20 protein-coding genes are annotated in these 20094 nt (G+C 63.5%); 15 read left to right on the top strand and 5 right to left on the bottom strand.

The annotated features are described in order from the left end of the window. The first annotated feature begins 344 nt into the window (after positions 1-344). The 4 genes from DK261_RS14580 (at position 345) to DK261_RS14595 (ending at position 4813) form a co-directional block, all read left to right on the top strand. On the top strand, positions 345-2261 hold the full coding sequence (locus DK261_RS14580; protein ID WP_110175889.1) for a sigma-54-dependent Fis family transcriptional regulator: 1917 nt from the start codon (positions 345-347) through the stop codon (positions 2259-2261). A gap of 293 nt (positions 2262-2554) precedes the next feature. Continuing rightward, positions 2555-3904, top strand: a complete 1350-nt coding sequence (mpl, locus tag DK261_RS14585; protein WP_101283683.1) for a UDP-N-acetylmuramate:L-alanyl-gamma-D-glutamyl-meso-diaminopimelate ligase — start codon at positions 2555-2557, stop codon at positions 3902-3904. Further along, positions 3901-4533, top strand: a complete 633-nt coding sequence (gene ubiX, locus DK261_RS14590) for a flavin prenyltransferase UbiX (protein ID WP_007927126.1) — start codon at positions 3901-3903, stop codon at positions 4531-4533. The genes mpl and ubiX overlap by 4 nt, the downstream gene beginning before the upstream one ends. Beyond that, positions 4526-4813 carry a YceK/YidQ family lipoprotein gene (locus DK261_RS14595; RefSeq protein WP_009051050.1) on the top strand — a complete coding sequence of 96 codons (288 nt, stop codon included), beginning with the start codon at positions 4526-4528 and terminating at the stop codon, positions 4811-4813. Before ubiX ends, DK261_RS14595 begins: the two co-directional genes overlap by 8 nt. A 99-nt stretch (positions 4814-4912) precedes the next feature. Here DK261_RS14595 and DK261_RS14600 read toward each other — a convergent pair whose 3' ends face one another. The 3 genes from DK261_RS14600 to DK261_RS14610 all read right to left on the bottom strand — a co-directional run bounded on the left by DK261_RS14600 (position 4913) and on the right by DK261_RS14610 (position 7860). Further along, positions 4913-5554: an oxidoreductase gene (locus DK261_RS14600; RefSeq protein WP_101283681.1), complete on the bottom strand. Its 642-nt coding sequence runs from the start codon at positions 5552-5554 to the stop codon at positions 4913-4915. Between the two features lie 28 nt (positions 5555-5582). Beyond that, complete coding sequence (locus DK261_RS14605; protein ID WP_038635515.1) at positions 5583-7301, bottom strand: C13 family peptidase; 1719 nt, start codon at positions 7299-7301, stop codon at positions 5583-5585. A gap of 103 nt (positions 7302-7404) precedes the next feature. Continuing rightward, positions 7405-7860 (bottom strand): MaoC family dehydratase, encoded by a 456-nt coding sequence (locus DK261_RS14610; RefSeq protein WP_009051047.1) that lies wholly within the window; start codon positions 7858-7860, stop codon positions 7405-7407. A gap of 183 nt (positions 7861-8043) precedes the next feature. On the opposite strand from DK261_RS14610, the gene DK261_RS14615 reads away from it, so the two are divergent. The 3 genes from DK261_RS14615 to DK261_RS14625 are packed head-to-tail and all read left to right on the top strand — an operon-like array spanning position 8044 to position 9720. Beyond that, complete coding sequence (locus DK261_RS14615) at positions 8044-8406, top strand: CidA/LrgA family protein (protein ID WP_053269999.1); 363 nt, start codon at positions 8044-8046, stop codon at positions 8404-8406. Beyond that, a complete protein-coding gene (locus tag DK261_RS14620) occupies positions 8403-9119 on the top strand; it encodes an LrgB family protein (RefSeq protein ID WP_009051045.1) in 717 nt (238 codons plus the stop codon). The genes DK261_RS14615 and DK261_RS14620 overlap by 4 nt, the downstream gene beginning before the upstream one ends. 10 nt (positions 9120-9129) lie before the next feature. Beyond that, complete coding sequence (locus DK261_RS14625; RefSeq protein ID WP_009051044.1) at positions 9130-9720, top strand: LON peptidase substrate-binding domain-containing protein; 591 nt, start codon at positions 9130-9132, stop codon at positions 9718-9720. Between the two features lie 19 nt (positions 9721-9739). On the opposite strand, the gene DK261_RS14630 is transcribed toward DK261_RS14625, so the two are convergent. After that, positions 9740-11056, bottom strand: a complete 1317-nt coding sequence (locus DK261_RS14630) for a bifunctional DedA family/phosphatase PAP2 family protein (protein ID WP_009051043.1) — start codon at positions 11054-11056, stop codon at positions 9740-9742. Between the two features lie 95 nt (positions 11057-11151). Beyond that, positions 11152-11838, bottom strand: coding sequence for a DNA-3-methyladenine glycosylase (locus tag DK261_RS14635; RefSeq protein WP_009051042.1), 687 nt, complete (start codon positions 11836-11838; stop codon positions 11152-11154). 176 nt (positions 11839-12014) lie between these two features. Here DK261_RS14635 and DK261_RS14640 point away from each other — a divergent pair, with 176 nt between their 5' ends. From DK261_RS14640 to DK261_RS14675, 8 genes are read left to right on the top strand one after another with little or no spacing between them, the layout of a single operon-like run. Next, positions 12015-13280, top strand: coding sequence for a glutamate-5-semialdehyde dehydrogenase (locus DK261_RS14640; RefSeq protein WP_009051041.1), 1266 nt, complete (start codon positions 12015-12017; stop codon positions 13278-13280). Further along, complete coding sequence (nadD, locus tag DK261_RS14645) at positions 13280-13924, top strand: nicotinate-nucleotide adenylyltransferase (protein ID WP_009051040.1); 645 nt, start codon at positions 13280-13282, stop codon at positions 13922-13924. The genes DK261_RS14640 and nadD overlap by 1 nt, the downstream gene beginning before the upstream one ends. Positions 13925-13984: 60 nt before the next feature. Beyond that, positions 13985-14407, top strand: coding sequence for a ribosome silencing factor (gene rsfS / locus DK261_RS14650; protein ID WP_009051039.1), 423 nt, complete (start codon positions 13985-13987; stop codon positions 14405-14407). A gap of 9 nt (positions 14408-14416) precedes the next feature. Further along, positions 14417-14884: a 23S rRNA (pseudouridine(1915)-N(3))-methyltransferase RlmH gene (gene rlmH, locus DK261_RS14655; protein ID WP_023969283.1), complete on the top strand. Its 468-nt coding sequence runs from the start codon at positions 14417-14419 to the stop codon at positions 14882-14884. 12 nt (positions 14885-14896) lie between these two features. Then, a complete protein-coding gene (gene mrdA / locus DK261_RS14660; protein ID WP_023969282.1) occupies positions 14897-16792 on the top strand; it encodes a penicillin-binding protein 2 in 1896 nt (631 codons plus the stop codon). 31 nt (positions 16793-16823) lie between these two features. Then, complete coding sequence (gene rodA / locus DK261_RS14665; protein ID WP_041987538.1) at positions 16824-17927, top strand: rod shape-determining protein RodA; 1104 nt, start codon at positions 16824-16826, stop codon at positions 17925-17927. Between the two features lie 17 nt (positions 17928-17944). Next, positions 17945-18958 carry a lytic murein transglycosylase B gene (gene mltB / locus DK261_RS14670; RefSeq protein ID WP_025807698.1) on the top strand — a complete coding sequence of 338 codons (1014 nt, stop codon included), beginning with the start codon at positions 17945-17947 and terminating at the stop codon, positions 18956-18958. Beyond that, entirely contained in the window at positions 18958-19959 is a 1002-nt protein-coding gene (locus DK261_RS14675; protein WP_110175890.1) for a septal ring lytic transglycosylase RlpA family protein, read from the top strand. Before mltB ends, DK261_RS14675 begins: the two co-directional genes overlap by 1 nt. Positions 19960-20094: the final 135 nt, after the last annotated feature.

The following is a 20094-nucleotide window of genomic DNA, read 5'->3' on the forward strand; positions in this document are numbered from 1 at the left end:
AGGCCAGGTAAATCAAGGGTTTGCGAATGTTTCAGCGGCCCTGCGCCGAGTGTCTGTGGCAGTTGTGGCACAGGGCGGGTGACACTTTGTACCCTTTATGGCACAGCCCGTGACTCATTGGTCGAAGCGGCATTGCAATGCGTCCATGGCTGGAGGATGCTGGGCTTCGCCTTGATCTGAAGGGGTCGATGTAGCCGCTGCCGAAGGCTGCGATCGACCGCAAAGCGGGCGTCGTTCTGGCAACCGCTAAAGGCCCTGCGGACCTTATCGCAGCCTTCGGCAGCGGCTACAGGGTTCGCTTGACGAGCGATCCGGGTCTTACCTCTCGGGGAGAACAATAAGAAATGCACAGCAATCACCTCACCCGGCACGCCCAGCAAGTGCTGACCGTGACCCAAGGCAAGGCCCATCTGCAGGGGCCTGGCAGCGATCCTTCCATCGCCCGTTCCTGGCTGCGTTGCCTGGAGGACTATCACCTCGACCCGGCGCTGAGCATGGCGCCTACCGTGCTCGAACATGGCCGCCTGCTGGAAAGCCGCGAACGCCTGCAGCAGGTGCTGCAGATCGCTGGCAACGAGATGACCAGCCTGCACCAGCAATTATCCGGCGCTGGCCATGCGGTGCTGCTGACCGACGCCCGCGGGGTGATCCTCAACTGCGTCACCGCGCCCACCGAGCGCAAGATTTTCGAACGCGCCGGGCTCTGGCTCGGCGCCGACTGGAGCGAGGCTTGCGAGGGCACCAATGGCATCGGCACCTGCCTGGTGGAGCGCCAGTCCCTGACCATCCATCAGGACGAGCATTTCCGTGGCCGTCACACCGGCCTGACCTGCTCGGCCAGCCCGGTGTTCGACCCCCACGGCGAACTGCTGGCGGTGCTCGACGTTTCCTCGGCGCGCCCGGATGTGTCGCGGCAGAGCCAGTTCCACACCATGGCCCTGGTCAATCTCTCGGCGAAGATGATCGAGAGCTGCTATTTCCTGCGCTATTTCGACAATCAATGGTTGCTGCGTTTTCACCTGCAGGCCGAGTCCGTCGGCTTGTTCAGCGAAGGCCTGCTGGCGTTCGACGGGGAAGGGCGGATCAGCGCGGTGAACCAGAGCGCCTTGAACCTGCTGGGGCATATTCGCGGTGGCTTGCTGGGCAAACCGGTGGAAGCCTTTTTCGACTGCTCGCTGGACGAGTTGCTGGGCCGCGCCAGTATCAATGCCAGCGCCAGCTGGCCGCTGCGTACCCGCGATGGCCGGCATCTGTTCGCGGTGTTGCGCGGCCAGCCGCGCAGCGTGCCGAAACCGTTGCCGCCGAGGGCGCTGGTGGAAGAGCGGCCGCGCCTGTCCGGGATCTGCCTGGGCGATGCGGCCCTGCAAGAAGACTTCCGCAAATCCTTGCGCGTGTTCGAGCGCGATGTGCCGCTGCTGATCAACGGCGAGACCGGCTCCGGCAAGGAGGCGTTCGCCAAGGCGGTGCACCAGGCCAGCCAGCGGGCGGAGAAAGCCTTCGTTGCCTTGAACTGCGCGGCGATTCCCGAAAGCCTGATCGAAAGCGAGCTGTTCGGTTATCGCGGCGGCAGCTTCACCGGGGCGCGCAAGGAAGGCATGCGCGGCAAGTTGCAGCAGGCCGATGGCGGCACGCTGTTCCTCGATGAAATCGGCGATATGCCGCTGGCCTTGCAGACCCGTCTGCTGCGGGTGCTGGAAGATCGCATGGTGGTGCCTATCGGCGGCGAGCCGCAGGCGGTCAACGTGCGCATCATCAGCGCCACCCACCGAGACCTGCTGGAGCGGGTACGGGATGGCAGCTTCCGCGAGGATCTGTACTACCGGCTCAATGGCCTGGAAATCGCCTTGCCGGCACTGCGCGAGCGCAGCGACAAATCCCAGCTGCTGGACTTTCTCCTGGCGGAGGAAGCCGGCGATCAGCAGGTGTCGCTCGACGGCCCGGCGCGCCAGGCCCTGCTGGACTTCCATTGGCCAGGCAATGTGCGGCAACTGCGCAACGTGTTGCGCACCCTGGCGGCGCTCTGCGACCACGGGCGAATCGGCCTGGAGGATATACCGGCGATGATTCGCCAGGGCCGCCCGGCGCCGGTGCCGGCAGCTGTCGAGGAGGCGGGCGAATACCCGCTGGACGATGCCGAACGCCTGGCCTTGCTCAACGCCCTGGAACAACAGCGCTGGCATATGACCCACACCGCCGAGCAGTTGGGGGTGAGCCGCAACACCCTCTATAGAAAGCTGCGCAAGCATGGGATCGCTCGCTAGGCCTGGCACCGTGTCATCGTTCATCGCGGGCAAGCCTCGCTCCTACAGAGCAATACGCATCTTCTGTAGGAGCAGCCGGTCGACGCTCGATTGCTCGCGACAGGCGGCGCAGCCGCCGATACACCGGTAACCGCGGTCCAAGCCCCCAACCGCGTTCGGGCGATTCCCCGGTAAAAGCCCCACAGAACTCGTCATAGCCTCCGGCAGTGACAACCGCGTGTTCCCCCATCAGCTAAAGAGTGCGATTTGCAGCCCTCTACGCTAACCTGCCTCGATGTTTTACGAGGCCTTCTATGCACATTCATATTCTCGGTATTTGCGGCACCTTCATGGGCTCGATGGCGGTTCTGGCCAAAGAGCTGGGCCATCATGTCACCGGCTCCGATGCCAACGTCTACCCGCCGATGAGCACCCAGCTCGAAGCCCAGGGCATCGAGTTGACCCAGGGCTACGACCCGGCCCAGCTTGACCCGGCGCCGGACCTGGTGGTGATCGGCAACGCCATGTCCCGCGGCAACCCGGCGGTGGAGTATGTGCTGAACAAGGGCCTGCCCTATGTTTCCGGCCCGCAATGGCTGGCCGACCATGTGCTGCAAGGCCGCTGGGTCCTGGCGGTCGCCGGCACCCACGGCAAGACCACCACCAGCAGCATGCTGGCCTGGGTGCTGGAGCATGCGGGCATGAGCCCTGGCTTCCTGATCGGCGGCGTGCCGCAGAACTTCTCGGTGTCGGCCCGCCTGGGTGGCACACCGTTCTTCGTGATCGAGGCCGATGAATACGACAGCGCCTTCTTCGACAAGCGCTCGAAGTTCGTGCACTACCGTCCGCGCACGGCGATCCTGAACAACCTCGAGTTCGATCACGCAGACATCTTCCCCGATCTGCCGGCTATCGAACGGCAGTTCCACCACCTGGTGCGGACCATCCCGAGCGAAGGCCTGGTCATCCACCCGACCACCGAACCGGCCTTGTTGCGGGTGATCGACATGGGCTGCTGGACCCCGGTGCAAACCACCGGCGCGGGCGGCCAATGGCAGGTCAAGCTGCTCAGCGAAGACGGCTCGAAGTTCGAAGTGATGTTCGAGGGCGAGGCCCAAGGCGTGGTCGAGTGGGACCTGACCGGCCAGCACAACGTTGCCAACGCCCTGGCCACCCTGGCCGCGGCGCGCCATGTCGGTGTGGTGCCGGCCATGGGCATCGCTGCGCTGAGCGCATTCAAGAGCGTCAAGCGGCGGATGGAGAAGGTCGCTGAAGTCCATGGCATCACCATCTATGACGACTTCGCTCACCACCCGACCGCCATCGCCACTACTCTGGACGGCCTGCGCAAGCGCATCGGCGATGCGCCGTTGATTGCGATCATCGAGCCGCGCTCCAACTCCATGAAGCTCGGCGCTCACCGTGACGGGCTGCCGGAAAGCGTCAACCAGGCCGATCAAGTGGTCTGGTATTCGCCGGCCAACCTTGGCTGGGACCTGGGTGCCACCGCCGCGCAGTGCACCGTGCCATCGATTGTCAGCGATTCCCTGGAAGGCATCATCGAGCGGGTGAAGAGCCAGGCCAAGCCGGGCACTCACGTGGTGATCATGAGCAATGGCGGCTTCGGTGGCCTGCACGGCAAACTGGCCGAGGCACTGCGATGAACAACGGCCCGGAACGCATCACCCTGGCGATGACCGGCGCCTCGGGCGCCCAGTATGGCCTGCGCCTGCTGGATTGCCTGGTGCGCGAAGACCGTGAAGTGCACTTCCTGATCTCCAAGGCCGCGCAGTTGGTGATGGCGACCGAGACCGACGTGACCCTGCCGTCCAAGCCGCAGACCATGCAGGCCTTCCTCACCGAGTACACCGGTGCCGCTGCCGGGCAGATCCGCGTGTATGGCAAGGAAGACTGGATGTCGCCGGTGGCCTCGGGCTCCGGCTCGCCGGCGGCGATGGTGGTGGTGCCTTGCTCCACCGGCACCTTGTCGGCCATCGCCACGGGCGCCTGCAACAACCTGATCGAGCGGGCGGCGGACGTCACCCTGAAGGAGCGCCGCCAGTTGATCCTGGTGCCGCGCGAAGCGCCTTACTCGAGTATCCATCTGGAGAACATGCTCAAGCTGTCGAACATGGGCGTGACCATTCTGCCGGCCTCTCCGGGTTTCTATCACCAGCCGCAGACCATTGACGACCTGGTGGATTTTGTCGTGGCGCGGATTCTCAATCTGCTGAACATCCCGCAGGACATGTTGCCGCGGTGGGGCGAGCATCATCTGAGCAGCGATGAGTAAGTCGCTGCTGATCCTGCTGGTCGCCCTGCAGCTGGGCGGTTGCGCCACGGCGCGTACGCTGAACGCGGCCAAACCGGGGGCGCCGGTGGTGTATTCCGGGACGCGCCTGGATCTGTATGTGATGCAGGGCGGCTGTTGCCCGATGGATCGTTTCGGGGCTGAAGCGCCGAGCTATCCGGGTGTCGACCTGCCGGCCAGCGCCTTGCTCGACACGCTGCTGTTGCCGCTGTCGGTGCTGACGGTATTGGGGGTTGGGTTTCAGGCTACGGGCGGGTTGTAGTTCCTTCGCGGGCAAGTCGGATCGCCGCCCGCTCGCTCCTGCAGAAAAGCACATGCTTGTGTAGGAGCGGAGCTTGCCCGCGATGCTTTCTGATGCCCGTTATTTACCCAGCTTGCGCAACTCGTCGGACTCGACGATCCGCACGCCATCCTGTTCTTCCAGTGCTAGGCGCCACATGGCCCGGGCCAGATGGCAGGCTTCGATGCCGTGGTATTTGCCGGGAATCAGTTTGGACAGCGGCCCGGCCAGCTGTTCGGCGAGACGCGGCTCGAGGCGTTCGCCCAGCAGCAGCGATGGCCGGCAAATGGTCAGTTGCGGCCAGTCCTGGGCCTTCAGCGCCTGTTCCATTTCACCTTTGACCCGGTTGTAGAAGATCGAGGATTTCGCGTCCGCGCCCAGGGCGCTGATTACGACCAGGTGCCGCGCACCCATCTCCCGCGCGCGCTTGCCGAAGGCCGCCACCAGCTCCAGGTCGACGGCGCGGAACGCCTGTTCGGAGCCGGCTTTCTTGAGGGTGGTGCCCAGGCAGCAGAACGCCAGGTCCACCCGGCCGCTGAGTTGCGGCAGGAGTACCGCCGGGTCGCCGACCGGGTTTTGCAGGCGTGGGTGTTCGCTCAAGGGACGCCGGCTGGGCGCCAGTACGCGGGTTACCGTGGGTTCGTTGAGCAGGCGGTCGAGCAAGTGCTCGCCAGTCAGGCCGGTCGCGCCGGCGAGCAAGATATGCTGAGGCGTCAAGTACATAGTGTTTCCCCCTTGATACTGTTTCAGCTTAGTTGCTCTTTGCTTCCTTGCTGTCGTTGGCGGCGCTTTGCAGCGCCTTTCGTGCTTGCTGCTTGCGCAGATGCTGCCAGTGCGCCAAGACCCCCTTGGGCGCCCAGATCTGCGGTTCGGAGGCTTCGAAGTTATCCGCCAGTTCGCGTTCGGCCACGGTCGCCCGGGCCAGCTTGAAGGCCTGTTCCAGGTCGTCGGTCTGGTTCAGCGCCTGGGCGAACAGGGCATCGCCGAAGTAGGTGAAGTCGGCCTCTTCCGAGCAGCCGAACGATACGCGGTCGGCCTGCGAAGCGGTCATGATCAGGGTCCGCTCATCCTTGAGCGCGGGAATGAACCCGCCGGAATAACAGGCCGAGATCACGATGATCTTGTCGCGGTTTTTCAGGGGCGCCAGCACCGCGGCCAATTCGTCGGCCGGCAGGTCGGCCAGCTCCAGGCGTGGCTGGTCGAGCACCAGTTCGTGTTCGCTGGTGCCATGGCTGGTCAGGTAGATGAACAGCAGGTCTTCCGGGCCGCTGCGTTCGGCCAGGACCTGTACCGCGCGCCGCAGGTTTTCCCGGGTGGCCATAGGGCGGCTGTCGAGACGGTCGCGGTGGTTGACCAGGCGGATCTGCCCATAGGCGCCGAAGCGGGTGGCGAGCATGTTGCTGACATAGTCGGCCTCGCGCAGAAATACGCTTTGCTTGCCATCGCCGGCCAGCGTCAGGCTGTAGAGCTCGATGGCGGGCGTCGACGCCGGCACCGCGCCGAGGGCGTCGTCGAGCAGGCGGCCCTGGGCTAAGAGGCCGGTCTCCAACGGGTCGGGCAACAGTCGGCCGTCGGCATCGCGAACCCGCAGGCCGTTGATCCAGTCGCCGCTTTGCACGGTGCCATCGCGCAGTACCAGCACGCCGTGGCCCTGGTAGTTGTCGCCTTCGAAGCCACCGATATAGAAGCTGCCGTCGCTGAGGTTCAGGCGGCCCTGGCCGCTGAAGCGCCAGTCGCTGAAACGGCCAATGTAATGGCTGCCGTCGACGCCGATCAGTTCACCCTTGCCACTGAGGGCGCCTTCCTTGAACTGGCCGATCCAGACATCGCCGTCGGCGTTTTCGTAGCGACCCTTACCGCTGAGCTGGTTCTGTTTGAAGCCGCCAACGTAGAGATCGCCCTCGGCGCTGCTGAAAGTGCCGTTGCCTTCCAGCTGGCCGTCGACGAACTGGCCGCTGAACTGGTTGCCGCTGGCATCGCTGCGCTGGCCCTGGCCGTTGGGCTTGCCGCGGGAGAACTGGCCCTGGTACTGGCTGCCGTCTTCCAGCTCGAGGCGGCCGAGCCCGGAATACAGGTCGGACTTGAATTCGCCGCGGTAGGTCATGCCGCGTTCCTTGAGGGTGCCTTCACCGTCGCGCCGGCCCAGTTTGAAACCACCGGTGTAGCTGCTGTCCTTGGTGGTCAGGCTGCCCTGGCCGTGGAACAGGCCCTGCTGGAATTGTCCGCGGTAGACCTCGCCGTCACTGCCGTGCCATTCGCCCTGGCCATGCCACTGGCCGCTGTCGAACTGGCCGGCATACCAACTGCCGTTGGGGTAGTCGATGCGGCCTTGTCCCTGCAACAACCCGTTGACCACATCGCCGCGGTAGCGACCACCGTCCGGCAGACGGGCATCGGGAGGCAGCAGCGATTCGCCGTCTCCACATGCGGTGAGCAACAGGGTCAGAGCCAGGGGTACAAGTGGGCGCATAGCGGGATCCGGATAATTAGGGGACCGAGTATGCCGCAGCAACGAGGCTTATATATAGAGAGGCTGCGCGAAACAGCATGAGCTGTTTCGCATCAGGAAGGTTTCAGACAAAGCAGAGGGACAATGGCTCGGCGATGTAGGCTGGTTTTTCCTGGCCTTCGATTTCCAGTGTGGCGGTGGCCTTGAGCAGCCATTGGCCGGGTTTCTTCTCGGTGACGTCCACCAGGTCGACCTTGAGGCGGACCCTGGAATCGACCTTGACCGGCTGGATGAAGCGCACGCTGTCCAGGCCGTAGTTGACCACCATCTTCAGACCCTCGGGCAGGATCAGGATGTCTTCCATCAGTTTCGGGATCAGCGACAGCGACAGGAAACCGTGGGCAATGGTGCCGCCGAACGGTGTCTGGGCGGCTTTTACCGGGTCTACGTGGATGAACTGGAAGTCACCCGTGGCTTCAGCGAACAGGTTGATACGCTGCTGATCGATGGTGAGCCATTCGGAACGTCCTAGTTCCTTTCCGACATAATCTTTGAGCTCTGCAACAGGAACATACGGCATTGAGACTCTCCTTGGGTTCATCGGTTTTATCGTTCTAAAGGGGCGGGGGCGTACCCCCTGACAACCCACTGTAGATCATCATGGGGGTTTGCTCCGGTCAACCTTCCATGCTTTTGGCGAATGCCGGTGCATAGCGTTCGCGTGCTTATAATGCCCGGCGTTTTTTCGGGGGGGGGATGAGAGATGTTGTTACGCGGTCTGACATGGCTGGTGCTGTTTCAATTGCTCGGCACGGCGATCAATCATCTGTTGTTGCCGATCCTGCCGGGGCCGATTGTTGGTCTGCTGTTGCTGCTGATTTTCCTGGTGGCGCGCGGCGAGGTGGGCGAGCCGCTGAACCTGGCCGCCTCCAGCCTCCTGCGTTACCTGCCGCTGTTGCTGGTGCCGCCCGCGGTGGGGGTGATGGTGTACGCGGCGGATATCGCCGCGGATTTCTGGGCGATAGTCGGCGCCCTGGTGTTGTCGCTGGTGATCTCCATGGCTTTCGTCGGCGTGTTGATGCAGCGACTGGTCAAGCGCCACGGACATCGGGAGGGCGGCCAATGATGTTCGACTGGCAGGGCGCCTGGGCGTCGGTGATCCACCATCCCTTGTTCGGCATCGGCATTACCCTGGGCGCCTATCAACTGGTGCTCGCGGCCTTCGAGAAAACCCGCTGGATCTTTCTGCAACCGGTGCTGGTCTCCATGTTGCTGGTGATCGGTGTGCTGCTGGGCTGTGGCTTGAGCTATGCCGAGTACCGCAAGAGCACGGAGATCCTCAGTATTCTCCTGGGCCCGGCCACAGTGGCGCTGGCCGTACCGCTGTACCTCAACCTGCGGCGGATTCGGCAGTTGTTCTGGCCGATATTTACTACGCTGGTGATTGGAGGGGTGGTCGCCACCGGCCTGGGCGTACTGCTGGGGTGGTGGTTCGGTGCCGAGAACATGATCCTGATGACCATGGCGCCGAAATCGGTGACCTCGCCGATCGCCATGCTGGTGGCCGAACAGATTGGCGGTGTCGCAGCGCTGGCCGCGGTGTTCGTGTTGATCACCGGGGTGATCGGGGCGATTTTCGGTCCGGCCATTCTCAACCGCCTGCAGGTGCATAGCCCGGAAGCCCGAGGCATGGCGCTGGGCATGACGGCTCACGCGGTGGGCACTTCGGTGGCCTTGCAGGAAAGTGACGAGTGCGGTGCTTTCGCGGCGCTGGCGATGAGTCTGATGGGTGTGGCCACGGCGGTCTTCCTGCCGTTGGCGGTGTCGTTGGTGGTTTAAGGAAACCTGTATGAGCCTGGCGCTTTTCCCGCTGAACACGGTGCTGTTCCCCGACTGCATTCTCGATTTGCAGATTTTCGAGGCGCGCTACCTGGACATGATCGGTCGCTGCATGAAACAGGGCAGTGGCTTCGGCGTGGTGTGCATCCTTGAGGGCGAAGAGGTGGGCATCGCCCCGGAAGGTTTCGCGCGGGTGGGCTGCGAAGCGCTGATCACCGACTTCCATCAGCAGGACAACGGCCTGCTGGGGATCCGGGTCAAGGGCGGGCGGCGTTTTCGGGTGCTGAGCAGCGAAGTGCAGCGCGATCAGTTGCGGGTGGCTGAAGTCGAGTGGCTGGGCGAGGCGCCGGAGCGGCCGCTGCAGGAGGAAGACGGGGACCTGATCGCCTTGCTCAAGGCGCTGGCCGAGCACCCGATGGTCGAAGCCCTGAACATGGGTACCGAAGCCACTGGCCAGCAGTCGCTGGCCAACCAGTTGGCTTATCTGTTGCCATTCTCCGAACTGGACAAGATCGACCTGTTGCAACTGGACGATCCGCAACAACGCCTGGATGCGATCCAGGCCTTGCTGGACGAATTGCAGGGCGAGCTGTTCGCCTGATCCTCGCGGCTACAACACCTCAATACGCATAACGCAGCATGGCGTGCGGTAGATGCCTGACTGCCTCGAAACCGAACAACGCGATCAGCGCTGGCAATACCAGCCACCAGATCTTGGCCGGCATGGGTTCCAGCGGGGTCTGGCGCTGGGCAACCCACAGGCTGGCGGCGCACACGCAGGCGGCAAGCATGGCGCCGGCGAGGATGTCGGAGGGCCAATGCGCACCCAGGTAAATCCGCGACACGGCAATCGCGGCCGCCGGCAGACAGCCCAGCAGCAGCCAGGTCAGGCGCATGCGTGGCGGTTGGCCGCGACCGGCGAGCACCGCCAGGGTCAGGAACAGGGCGAACGAGCCGGAACTGTGGCCGCTGGGCATGCTGTAGCTGGTCAGTGGGTCGGTCAGGACTTCCGGGCGCACGCGGGCGAAGAACAGCTTGGTGCCGGTGTTGGCCAGCGCAGTGCACAGCAGCGTGGCGCCCGCAAAAATCGCCTGCCGCCATTGCCGGGCAACCAGCAACAGCAGGGTGACCAGGGCGCTGGCGAGCAGCATGGTGCGGAATTCGCCGAACTGGGTGAGCACCACCATCACCTCGTCCATTGCCGGGCTGCGGTGCTCCTGGACCAGCGCCATCAGGCCCTGGTCGAAATGGTTCAGGTAGGGGTAACCGATGAACAGCCCAGCCAGGATCGCCAGGCTGAGGCCGGCCACCAACGGGCTGGCCTTGCGATGGCGGCGCACGGTGCTGTTGATGCTCAGGCCCAGCAGCACGGCGATGCTGGCGGCGACTATTCCCGCTTGCGGCCAGAAACCTTCAGGCAAGGGCAGGCGGATCGCCGCGCCCGTGGCCCAGCCCGGCAGCAGGTAGGCGACTGTCCAGCCGGCCGCGGCCAGCAGGCTGACGGCGAAAAAACGCGGGAACGACATGTCGAACATGCCGGCGACCATCGGCAGCATGGGGCGCAAGGGACCGATAAAGCGTCCGACCAACAGGCTGGCGATACCGTAACGCTGGAAATAGGCTTCGGCACCGTTGATCCATTCCGGATGATGGCGCAGGCCCGGCAGGCGGCGGATGTTCTGGTGAAAACGCCGCCCCAACAGGTAGGACACCACATCCCCGAGCAAGCCGCCGAAGAACCCCAGCGCCAGGGTTTCACCCAGGGACAGCGCGCCGCTGCCGGCCATCACGGCAATGGCGAACAGCAGCACGGTGCCAGGCACGATCAGGCCGGCAATCGCCAGGCATTCGACGCAGGCGACGATGAACACGGCTGCCGCCAGCCATTGGGGATTCATCGTCAGCCAGCCGGTTATTCCGTCGAGCCATTGGCCCATAGGTTTTCAACTCCGATTATTCGGTGGGTTAACTGTAGAAGCGGACTTGCTCGCGATAAAACCATCCGCGGGCACGCCGGTTCCTGCGAAAGGGATCAATCGAGCAGCAAATAGTCGCGACCTTCGACCTGCCCGCGACGTAGCGGGTTCCGGGTGCAGTAGGGGGCGTAGGCAGCGTCGACAAAGCGGTACATCAAGTGCTCATCGCGGCCGTGAGGGATGCCCAGGCGGGTGGTCTGGATGACGCTGGCGACGGGCGTACCGACATCCTCGACGAACAGCACCTCATGGTCGAAGCGCTTGGCATCCCACACCGGAACTTTCAGGCCCAGTGCCTTGCACAGCAGGGTCTGGCCGGCGCAGAGCTTCTGCGAGGGGCGCGGCCGGCCGCTGGCGTCGGGATTGTTCAGGAGCATCTGCGCCAGGCTGGCGGGGCCCGAGATTTCGTCGACCCAGGGGTAGGCCGACTTGATCAGCACCGCGTTGCCCGGCCCCTGGGCGCTGAAGTTCAGCGAGTCGCCGCCGCGGGCGTAGTACATATAGATGTGGCCACCGTCCAGAAACAAAGCCTTACGCTTTTCTGTGTAGCCGAGGGAGGCATGGCTGCCTTTTTCCTCGCAGTAATAGGCTTCTGTTTCGATAATGCGCGCCGACAGCCACAGGTCGCCGACCCGATGGCGGATGATTTTACCGAGCAGTTCACGGGCCAGGACCTGGGCGTCTCGATCGAAAAAGCTGTCGGGCAGGGCCTTGGGCAGCGTCGGAGTGGACAGAATGGACATGGTGGCCAGGAGCGATGACGGGAATTGGGTCGGAATAATATCAATTCCAGGCTTAATTCAGGCTGAACGAGAGGTATTTGCCGTCCATTTCGACCATCCGCCCGTGACCGCTGTCCGTGGACCGGCGCGACAGCTATAATCAGCCGCTTTCCTCTTTGCCAAGACCACAGCAGACCATGACTGAGTCCGTTCTTGACTACATGACCCGTTTGGGTCGCGCTGCCCGCGAAGCCTCGCGGGTAATCGCCCGTGCCACCACTGCGCAGAAAAACCGCGCATTGCTGGCGGCTGCCGATGCATTGGACGCTGCTCGCCCCGAGCTGAGCGCGGCCAATGAGCAGGACCTGGCCAACGGCCGGGCCAATGGTCTGGAACCGGCATTGCTCGATCGTCTGGCGCTGACCCCGGTGCGTATCGACGAAATGATCGAAGGCCTGCGTCAGGTGGCCAAGCTGCCTGACCCCATCGGTGAAATCCGCGATATGCGCTACCTGCCTTCGGGCATCCAGGTCGGCAAGATGCGCGTGCCCCTGGGCGTGATCGGCATCATCTACGAGTCGCGTCCCAACGTGACCATCGATGCTGCCAGCCTGTGCCTGAAGTCCGGCAACGCGACCATCCTGCGTGGCGGCTCCGAGGCGATCAATTCCAACCGCGCCATTGCCACCTGCATCCAGCAAGGGCTGGCGGTGGCCGGCCTGCCGGCGCAAGTGGTGCAGGTGGTGGAAACCACCGATCGCGCGGCCGTTGGCGCGCTGATCACCATGCCCGAGTTCGTCGACGTGATCGTGCCGCGTGGCGGCAAGAGCCTGATCGAGCGGGTCAGCCGCGATGCCAAGGTGCCGGTGATCAAGCACCTGGACGGCGTCTGCCATGTGTTCATCGACGTGGCGGCCGACCTGGACAAGGCGATTCGCATCGCCGATAACGCCAAGACCCAGCGTTACGCGCCCTGCAACACCATGGAGACCCTGCTGGTCCACGCCGGTATTGCCGAGCGCGTATTGCCGCCGCTGGCGGCGATCTATCGCGACAAGAAGGTCGAGCTGCGCGGTTGCCCGCGTACCCGTGCCTTGCTGGGCGACGATGTGATCGAGGCCACCGAAGAAGACTGGCGCACCGAATACACCGCGCCAATCCTGTCGATCCTGGTGGTCGACAGCCTGGACGCGGCCATCGAACACATCAACACCTACGGTTCGCAGCACACCGACGCCATCGTCACCGAGAACTTCACCGACGCCCGGCGTTTCCTCAACGAGGTGGATTCCAGCTCGGTGATGGTCAATGCCTCGACCCGGTTTGCCGACGGTTTCGAATATGGCCTGGGCGCGGAGATCGGTATTTCCACCGATAAGCTGCACGCCCGTGGTCCGGTCGGCCTGGAAGGGCTGACCAGCGAGAAATATGTCGTCTTCGGCGACGGCCATGTGCGCACTTGATGAGCAAACGTATCGGTCTGCTGGGCGGTACCTTCGACCCCGTGCACATCGGTCACCTGCGCAGCGCGCTGGAGGTGGCCGATTCGCTGGGGCTCGATGAGCTGCGGCTGACGCCCAGCGCGCGGCCACCGCATCGCGATACGCCGCAGGTGTCGGCCCTGGACCGTCTGGCGATGGTCGAGTGCGCGGTGGCGGGCGTTTCACCCCTGGTGGTGGACGACCGTGAGCTGAAACGGGACAAGCCGTCCTACACCATAGACACCCTGGAACAGATGCGGGCCGAGATGGCCGCGGATGACCAGTTGTTCCTGTTGCTGGGCTGGGACGCTTTTTGCGGCCTGCCTACCTGGCATCGCTGGGAAGAGTTGCTCCAGCATTGCCACATCCTGGTGCTGCAACGCCCGGATGCCGACAGCGAGCCGCCGGATGCGTTGCGCAACCTGCTGGCGGCGCGCTCGGTGAGCGATCCCCTGGCCCTGCAAGGGCCTGGAGGACACATTGCATTCGTCTGGCAGACACCGCTCGCGGTGTCCGCCACCCAGATCCGTCAACTGCTGGCCAGCGGTAAGTCGGTACGTTTCCTGGTGCCTGATGCGGTCCTGGCCTATATCGATGCACACGGTCTTTACCGTGGGCCGAACTGAAGGCGCGCTGCCGGCCGATGCCGTGCAACGCGCCAAACATACGAGCTGAACGAGTTTTATATGACTAACCAAGTAATGAAAGGCGAAGATCTGGTCAAGGTGGCAGTCGCCGCGCTGGAAGACGTCAAGGCCCAGGACGTCCTGGTGATCGATGTTCGCGACAAGCAGAGCATCACCGACTACATGATCATCGCCACCGGTACTTCCAACCGCCAGATCGGCGCGATGCTGGAAAAGGTCCGCGAGATGGTCAAGGCCCAGGGCGTCAAGCCGCTGGGTGAAGAAGGCAAGGGCGACAGCGACTGGGTGCTGCTGGACCTGGACGACGTGATCGTGCACATGATGACCGCCTCCGCACGCCAGTTCTACGACCTGGAACGCCTGTGGCAGGGCGCCGAGCAGAGCCGTGCGGCTGATGGCAAGCACCACAGCCCGGAACACACCCATGAGCACTTCACCAAGCTCAACAAAGACCAGCAATAAGGGACGGCTGTGCGCCTGCGTCTGATCGCTGTCGGTTCACGCATGCCCAAGTGGGTGGAAGAGGGTTGGCACGAGTATGCCAAGCGTCTGCCATCCGAACTGGCGCTGGAACTGGTGGAAATACCGCTCAATACCCGTGGCAAGAACGCCGATGTGGCCCGTTTCATCCGTCAGGAAGGCGAAGCCATGCTGGCCAAGGTCGGCCAGAGCGAGCGGATCGTCACCCTCGAGGTCCACGGCAAGCCCTGGAGCACCGAGCAGCTGGCGGTGGAACTGGATCGCTGGCGCCTCGACTCGCGCACCGTGAACTTCATGGTCGGCGGCCCCGAGGGGCTGGCGCCGGAAGTCTGCGCGCGGGCGGACCAGCGCTGGTCGCTGTCGCCTTTGACCTTGCCGCACCCGCTGGTACGGATCCTGATCGGTGAACAGCTGTATCGCGCCTGGACGGTCCTGTCCGGGCACCCTTATCACAAATAGCCCGCGCCCCTAATGTCCCAGCCGATCCGTATCAAGGACCACGAAAAAGACGCCCGTCTGGTGCGTGGCCGGGTCGTGTTCGGGGCTATTGCCGTGGTCTGCCTGATCGGGGTGCTGATCGCGCGCCTGTATTACCTGCAGGTGATCCAGTACGACTATCACTCGACCCTGTCGGAAAACAACCGGGTCCACGTCCAGCCGATTCCGCCGACCCGCGGCCTGATCTTCGACCGTAATGGTGTAGTGGTGGCCGATAACCGGCCGAGCTTCAGCCTGAGCATGACCCGCGAGCGTTCCGGCGATTGGCGCCAGGTGCTCGACGTCATTGTCGAAGTGCTGGAGCTGACGCCGGAAGACCGGGTGCTGTTCGAGAAACGCATGAAGCAGGGACGCCGGCCGTTCGAGCCAGTGCCGATCCTATTCGAGCTCAACGAAGAGCAGATCGCCCGGATCGCGGTCAACCAGTTCCGCCTGCCCGGGGTGGAAGTGGTGGCGCAGTTGGTTCGCCATTACCCCCAGGGCGCGCACTTCGCGCACTCGGTGGGCTACATGGGGCGGATCAACGAGAAAGAGCTGAAGACCCTGGACCCGGTGAACTACAGCGGCACCCACCACATCGGCAAGACCGGCATCGAGCGCTTCTACGAGCCCGAACTGCACGGCCAGGTGGGGTACGAAGAGGTCGAAACCAACGCTCGCGGCCGCGTGTTGCGGGTGCTCAAGCGGACCGACCCGATTCCCGGCAAGGACATTGTCCTGAGCCTGGACATCAAGCTGCAGGAAGCCGCCGAGGCTGCCTTGGGCGGGCGGCGTGGCGCGGTGGTAGCGCTGGACCCGAACACCGGGGAAGTGCTGGCCATGGTCAGCCAGCCGAGCTTCGACCCGAACCTGTTCGTGACCGGCATCAGCTTCAAGGCCTATGCCGAGCTGCGCGACTCCATCGACCGTCCGCTGTTCAACCGGGTGCTGCGCGGCCTGTACCCGCCGGGTTCGACCATCAAGCCGGCGGTGGCGATCGCCGGCCTCGATTCCGGAGTGGTGACGGCCTCCACGCGGGTCTATGACCCGGGCTACTACCAACTGCCCAACTACGACCACAAGTACCGTAACTGGAACCGCAGCGGTGACGGTTACGTCGACCTCGACACCGCGATCATGCGATCCAACGACACCTACTTCTATGACCTGGCCCACAAGCTGGGGATCGATCGGTTGTCGGCCTACATGAACAAGTTCGGGATCGGCCAGAAGGTCTCGCTGGACATGTTCGAGGAATCGCCGGGCCTGATGCCGTCGCGGGAATGGAAGCGCGCCACCCGCCGCCAGGCCTGGTTCCCGGGTGAGACGCTGATTCTCGGGATCGGCCAGGGTTACATGCAGTCCACCCCGTTGCAGTTGGCCCAGGCCACGGCGCTGGTGGCGAACAAGGGCAAATGGAACCGTCCGCACCTGGCCAAGACCATCGAGGGCGAAAAGCCGGTGGATGAAAACCCGATGCCGGACATTGTCCTGCGCGATCCGTCGGACTGGACGAAGGTCAACCACGGCATGCAGCAGGTGATGCACGGTGCCCGTGGTACGGCGCGCAAGGCGGCCATCGGCTCGCAATACCGGATCGCCGGCAAGAGTGGTACGGCCCAGGTGGTCGCGATCAAGCAGGGCGAGAAGTACGACCGCTCCAAGGTCCAGGAGCGCCATCGCGACCACGCCCTGTTCGTCGGCTTCGCGCCGGCGGAAAACCCGAAAATCGTGGTCTCGGTCATGGTCGAGAACGGCGAGTCCGGCTCCGGCGTGGCGGCCCCGGTGGTGCGCCAGGTGATGGACGCCTGGCTCCTCGGCCCGGATGGCCTGCTCAAGCCTGAGTTTGCCGGCCCTATCAGTGCGGAGGCTACGGCCCGTGAAGAGTAATTTCGATCGCATCCTGTCCAGCGAGGATGTGATGCGTCGCCGTGCGACGCTGTTGCAGCGCATGCACATCGACGGCCCATTGCTGATCCTGCTGCTGACCCTGGCGGCCGGCAGCCTGTTCGTCCTGTATTCAGCGAGCGGCAAGAGCTGGGACCTGCTGGGCAAGCAGGCGACGTCATTCGGCATCGGCCTGGTGTCGATGATCATCATCGCCCAGCTCGAGCCCCGGTTCATGGCGCGTTGGGTGCCACTGGCCTATGTATTCGGCGTGGTGCTGCTGGTGGTGGTGGATGTCATGGGACACAACGCCATGGGCGCCACCCGCTGGATCAATATCCCCGGGGTGATCCGCTTCCAGCCCTCGGAGTTCATGAAGATCATCATGCCGGCGACCATCGCCTGGTACCTGGCCAAGCGCAGCTTGCCGCCGCAGCTCAAGCATGTGGGCATCAGCCTGATCCTGATCGGAATCCCGTTCATTCTGATCGTGCGCCAGCCGGACCTCGGCACCTCGCTGCTGATCCTTGCCGGTGGCGCCTTCGTGCTGTTCATGGGCGGCCTGCGCTGGCGCTGGATCCTCAGCGTGCTGGCTGCCGCGGTGCCGGTGGCGATCGCCATGTGGTTCTTCATCATGCACGACTACCAGAAGCAGCGGATCCTGACCTTCCTCGATCCGGAAAGCGATCCGCTGGGCACCGGCTGGAACATCATTCAGTCCAAGGCGGCCATCGGTTCCGGTGGCGTCTTCGGCAAGGGCTGGTTGCTGGGCACTCAGTCCCACCTGGACTTTTTGCCCGAGAGCCACACCGACTTTATTATCGCGGTCATGGGCGAAGAGTTCGGCCTGGTGGGCATTTGCGCCCTGCTGCTGATCTATCTGCTGCTGATCGGTCGTGGGCTGGTGATCACCGCCCAGGCGCAGACGCTGTTCGGCAAATTGCTTGCTGGCGCCCTGACCATGACGTTTTTTGTTTACGTTTTCGTCAACATCGGTATGGTCAGTGGCCTGTTGCCGGTCGTGGGGGTGCCGTTGCCGTTCATTAGCTACGGAGGAACTTCGCTGGTGACGCTGCTGTCAGCGTTTGGGGTTTTGATGTCGATCCATACCCATCGCAAGTGGATCGCGCAGGTTTGAATAAGGTGAAGAATTCAATGCAAGCAATGCGTGGCTGGACCGCTCGGTATGCGCCGTGGGTCGGTCTGGTAGGCATCCTTGGTGCAGCGCAGGAAGCGCTGGCCGGCGGCGAATACGAAGGTTCGCCCCAAGTGGCCGAGTTCGTGGGCGAAATGACTCGCGACTATGGCTTCGCGGGCGAACAGCTGATGGGGGTGTTTCGCGAGGCCGAGCGCAAGCAGTCGATCCTCGACGCCATTTCCCGGCCCGCCGAGCGGGTCAAACAGTGGAAAGAATACCGGCCGATGTTCATTACCGACGCGCGTATCGCCCGCGGTGTGGACTTCTGGCGCCAGCACGAGGCGGTATTGGCCCGTGCCGAGCAGGAATACGGGGTGCCGGCCCAGGTGATCGTGTCGATCATCGGTGTCGAAACCTTCTTCGGGCGCAACACCGGTAACTATCGGGTGATCGATGCGCTGTCGACCCTGGGCTTCGATTACCCGCCACGTGCCGAGTTCTTCCGCAAGGAATTGCGCGAATTCCTGCTGCTGGCGCGCGAGGAACAGGTCGATCCACTGACCCTCAAAGGCTCTTACGCCGGCGCCATGGGCTTGCCGCAGTTCATGCCGAGCAGTTTTCGCGCCTATGCTGTGGACTTCGACGGCGACGGCCACATCAATATCTGGACCAATCCGGACGATGCCATCGGCAGTGTTGCCAGCTATTTCAAGCGTCACGGCTGGGAGGCCGGGCAGCCGGTGGTCAGTCGGGCCGAAGTGCGTGGCGATCAGGTCGACGAGGGCCTGACCACCGGTATCGAACCGACGAAAACCGTTGGGGAGTTGCGGGCGCTGGGCTGGTCGAGTCATGATGCGCTGCGCGATGATATGCCGGTCACGGCTTTTCGCCTGGAAGGTGACAATGGCCCCGAATACTGGATGGGCCTGAAGAATTTCTACGCGATCACGCGTTATAACCGCAGCGTGATGTACGCCATGGCCGTACATCAGCTCTCTGAACAGCTGGTCCAAGCACGGGGCGTCAAGTAATGCTGGCATCGCCAATCCGCAAACCCCTGAAGCTGGTGGCTCTTGCCGCGTTGTCCTTGCTGGTGGTCAGTTGTTCGTCAACCCAGGCGCCGAAACAGAAAGGCCCGGCGACGGCCGCACGTTCGAAACCGGTCCTGGACATCAACCGCGCCCACAAAGACGGCGCGCCCTGGTGGGACGTCGATGTATCGCGTATCCCTGACGCCACGCCGACCCTGCACACCGGCCCGTACAAGGCCAACCCTTATACGGTGCTGGGCAAGACCTATTTCCCGATGGCCGAATCCAAGCGTTATGTCGCTTCGGGCACGGCTTCCTGGTACGGCACCAAGTTCCACGGGCAGAACACCGCCAATGGCGAGGTGTATGACCTGTACGGCATGAGTGCCGCGCACAAGACCCTGCCCTTGCCGAGTTATGTCCGAGTGACCAACCTGGACAACCACAAGAGCGTGATCCTGCGGGTCAACGACCGTGGGCCGTTCTATTCGGACCGGATCATCGATTTGTCCTATGCCGCGGCCAAGAAGCTCGGTTATGCCGAGATCGGCACTGCCCGGGTCAAGGTCGAGGGCATCGACCCGCAGGAATGGTGGGCCCAGCGCGGCCGGCCGGCGCCCTTGATGCTCAACGAGCCGAAAGCCGCGCCAGTGATGACGGCGTCCACGGGGACCGTCGAGCAATGGACTCCACCTGCGCAGCAGCACGCCGCGGCCGTCGTGCCGGTGCAGCTGGATGCAAAAAAAAACGCTTCTGTGCAAGCCTCTGGCCAGTATCTGCAGGTGGGCGCCTTCGCCAACCCGGACGCTGCCGAGCTCCTGCGCTCGAAGCTGAGCGGGATGGTGAGCGCTCCGGTGTTCATCAGCTCGATCGTGCGCAATCAACAGACCCTGCACCGGGTACGCCTGGGGCCGATCGGCTCGCAGGGTGAGATCCAGCAAGTGCAGAACAGTGTCCGGCTGGCCAATCTGGGGCAGCCGAGCCTGGTAACCGCCGAGTAATCGGATTCTGATTCATGGTTCACCCGCGGTATTTGGGGGGTGAACCCAGGTTGTTGGCTCGTCGTACAACAAAAGCCCGGCAAGGGTCGTGAGTGAACAACTGAACACGCGACAGCCCTTTAGAAGGCTGTCTGA

This window comes from Pseudomonas sp. RW409, from assembly GCF_003184125.1.
GTDB lineage: Bacteria > Pseudomonadota > Gammaproteobacteria > Pseudomonadales > Pseudomonadaceae > Aquipseudomonas > Aquipseudomonas chlororaphis_I.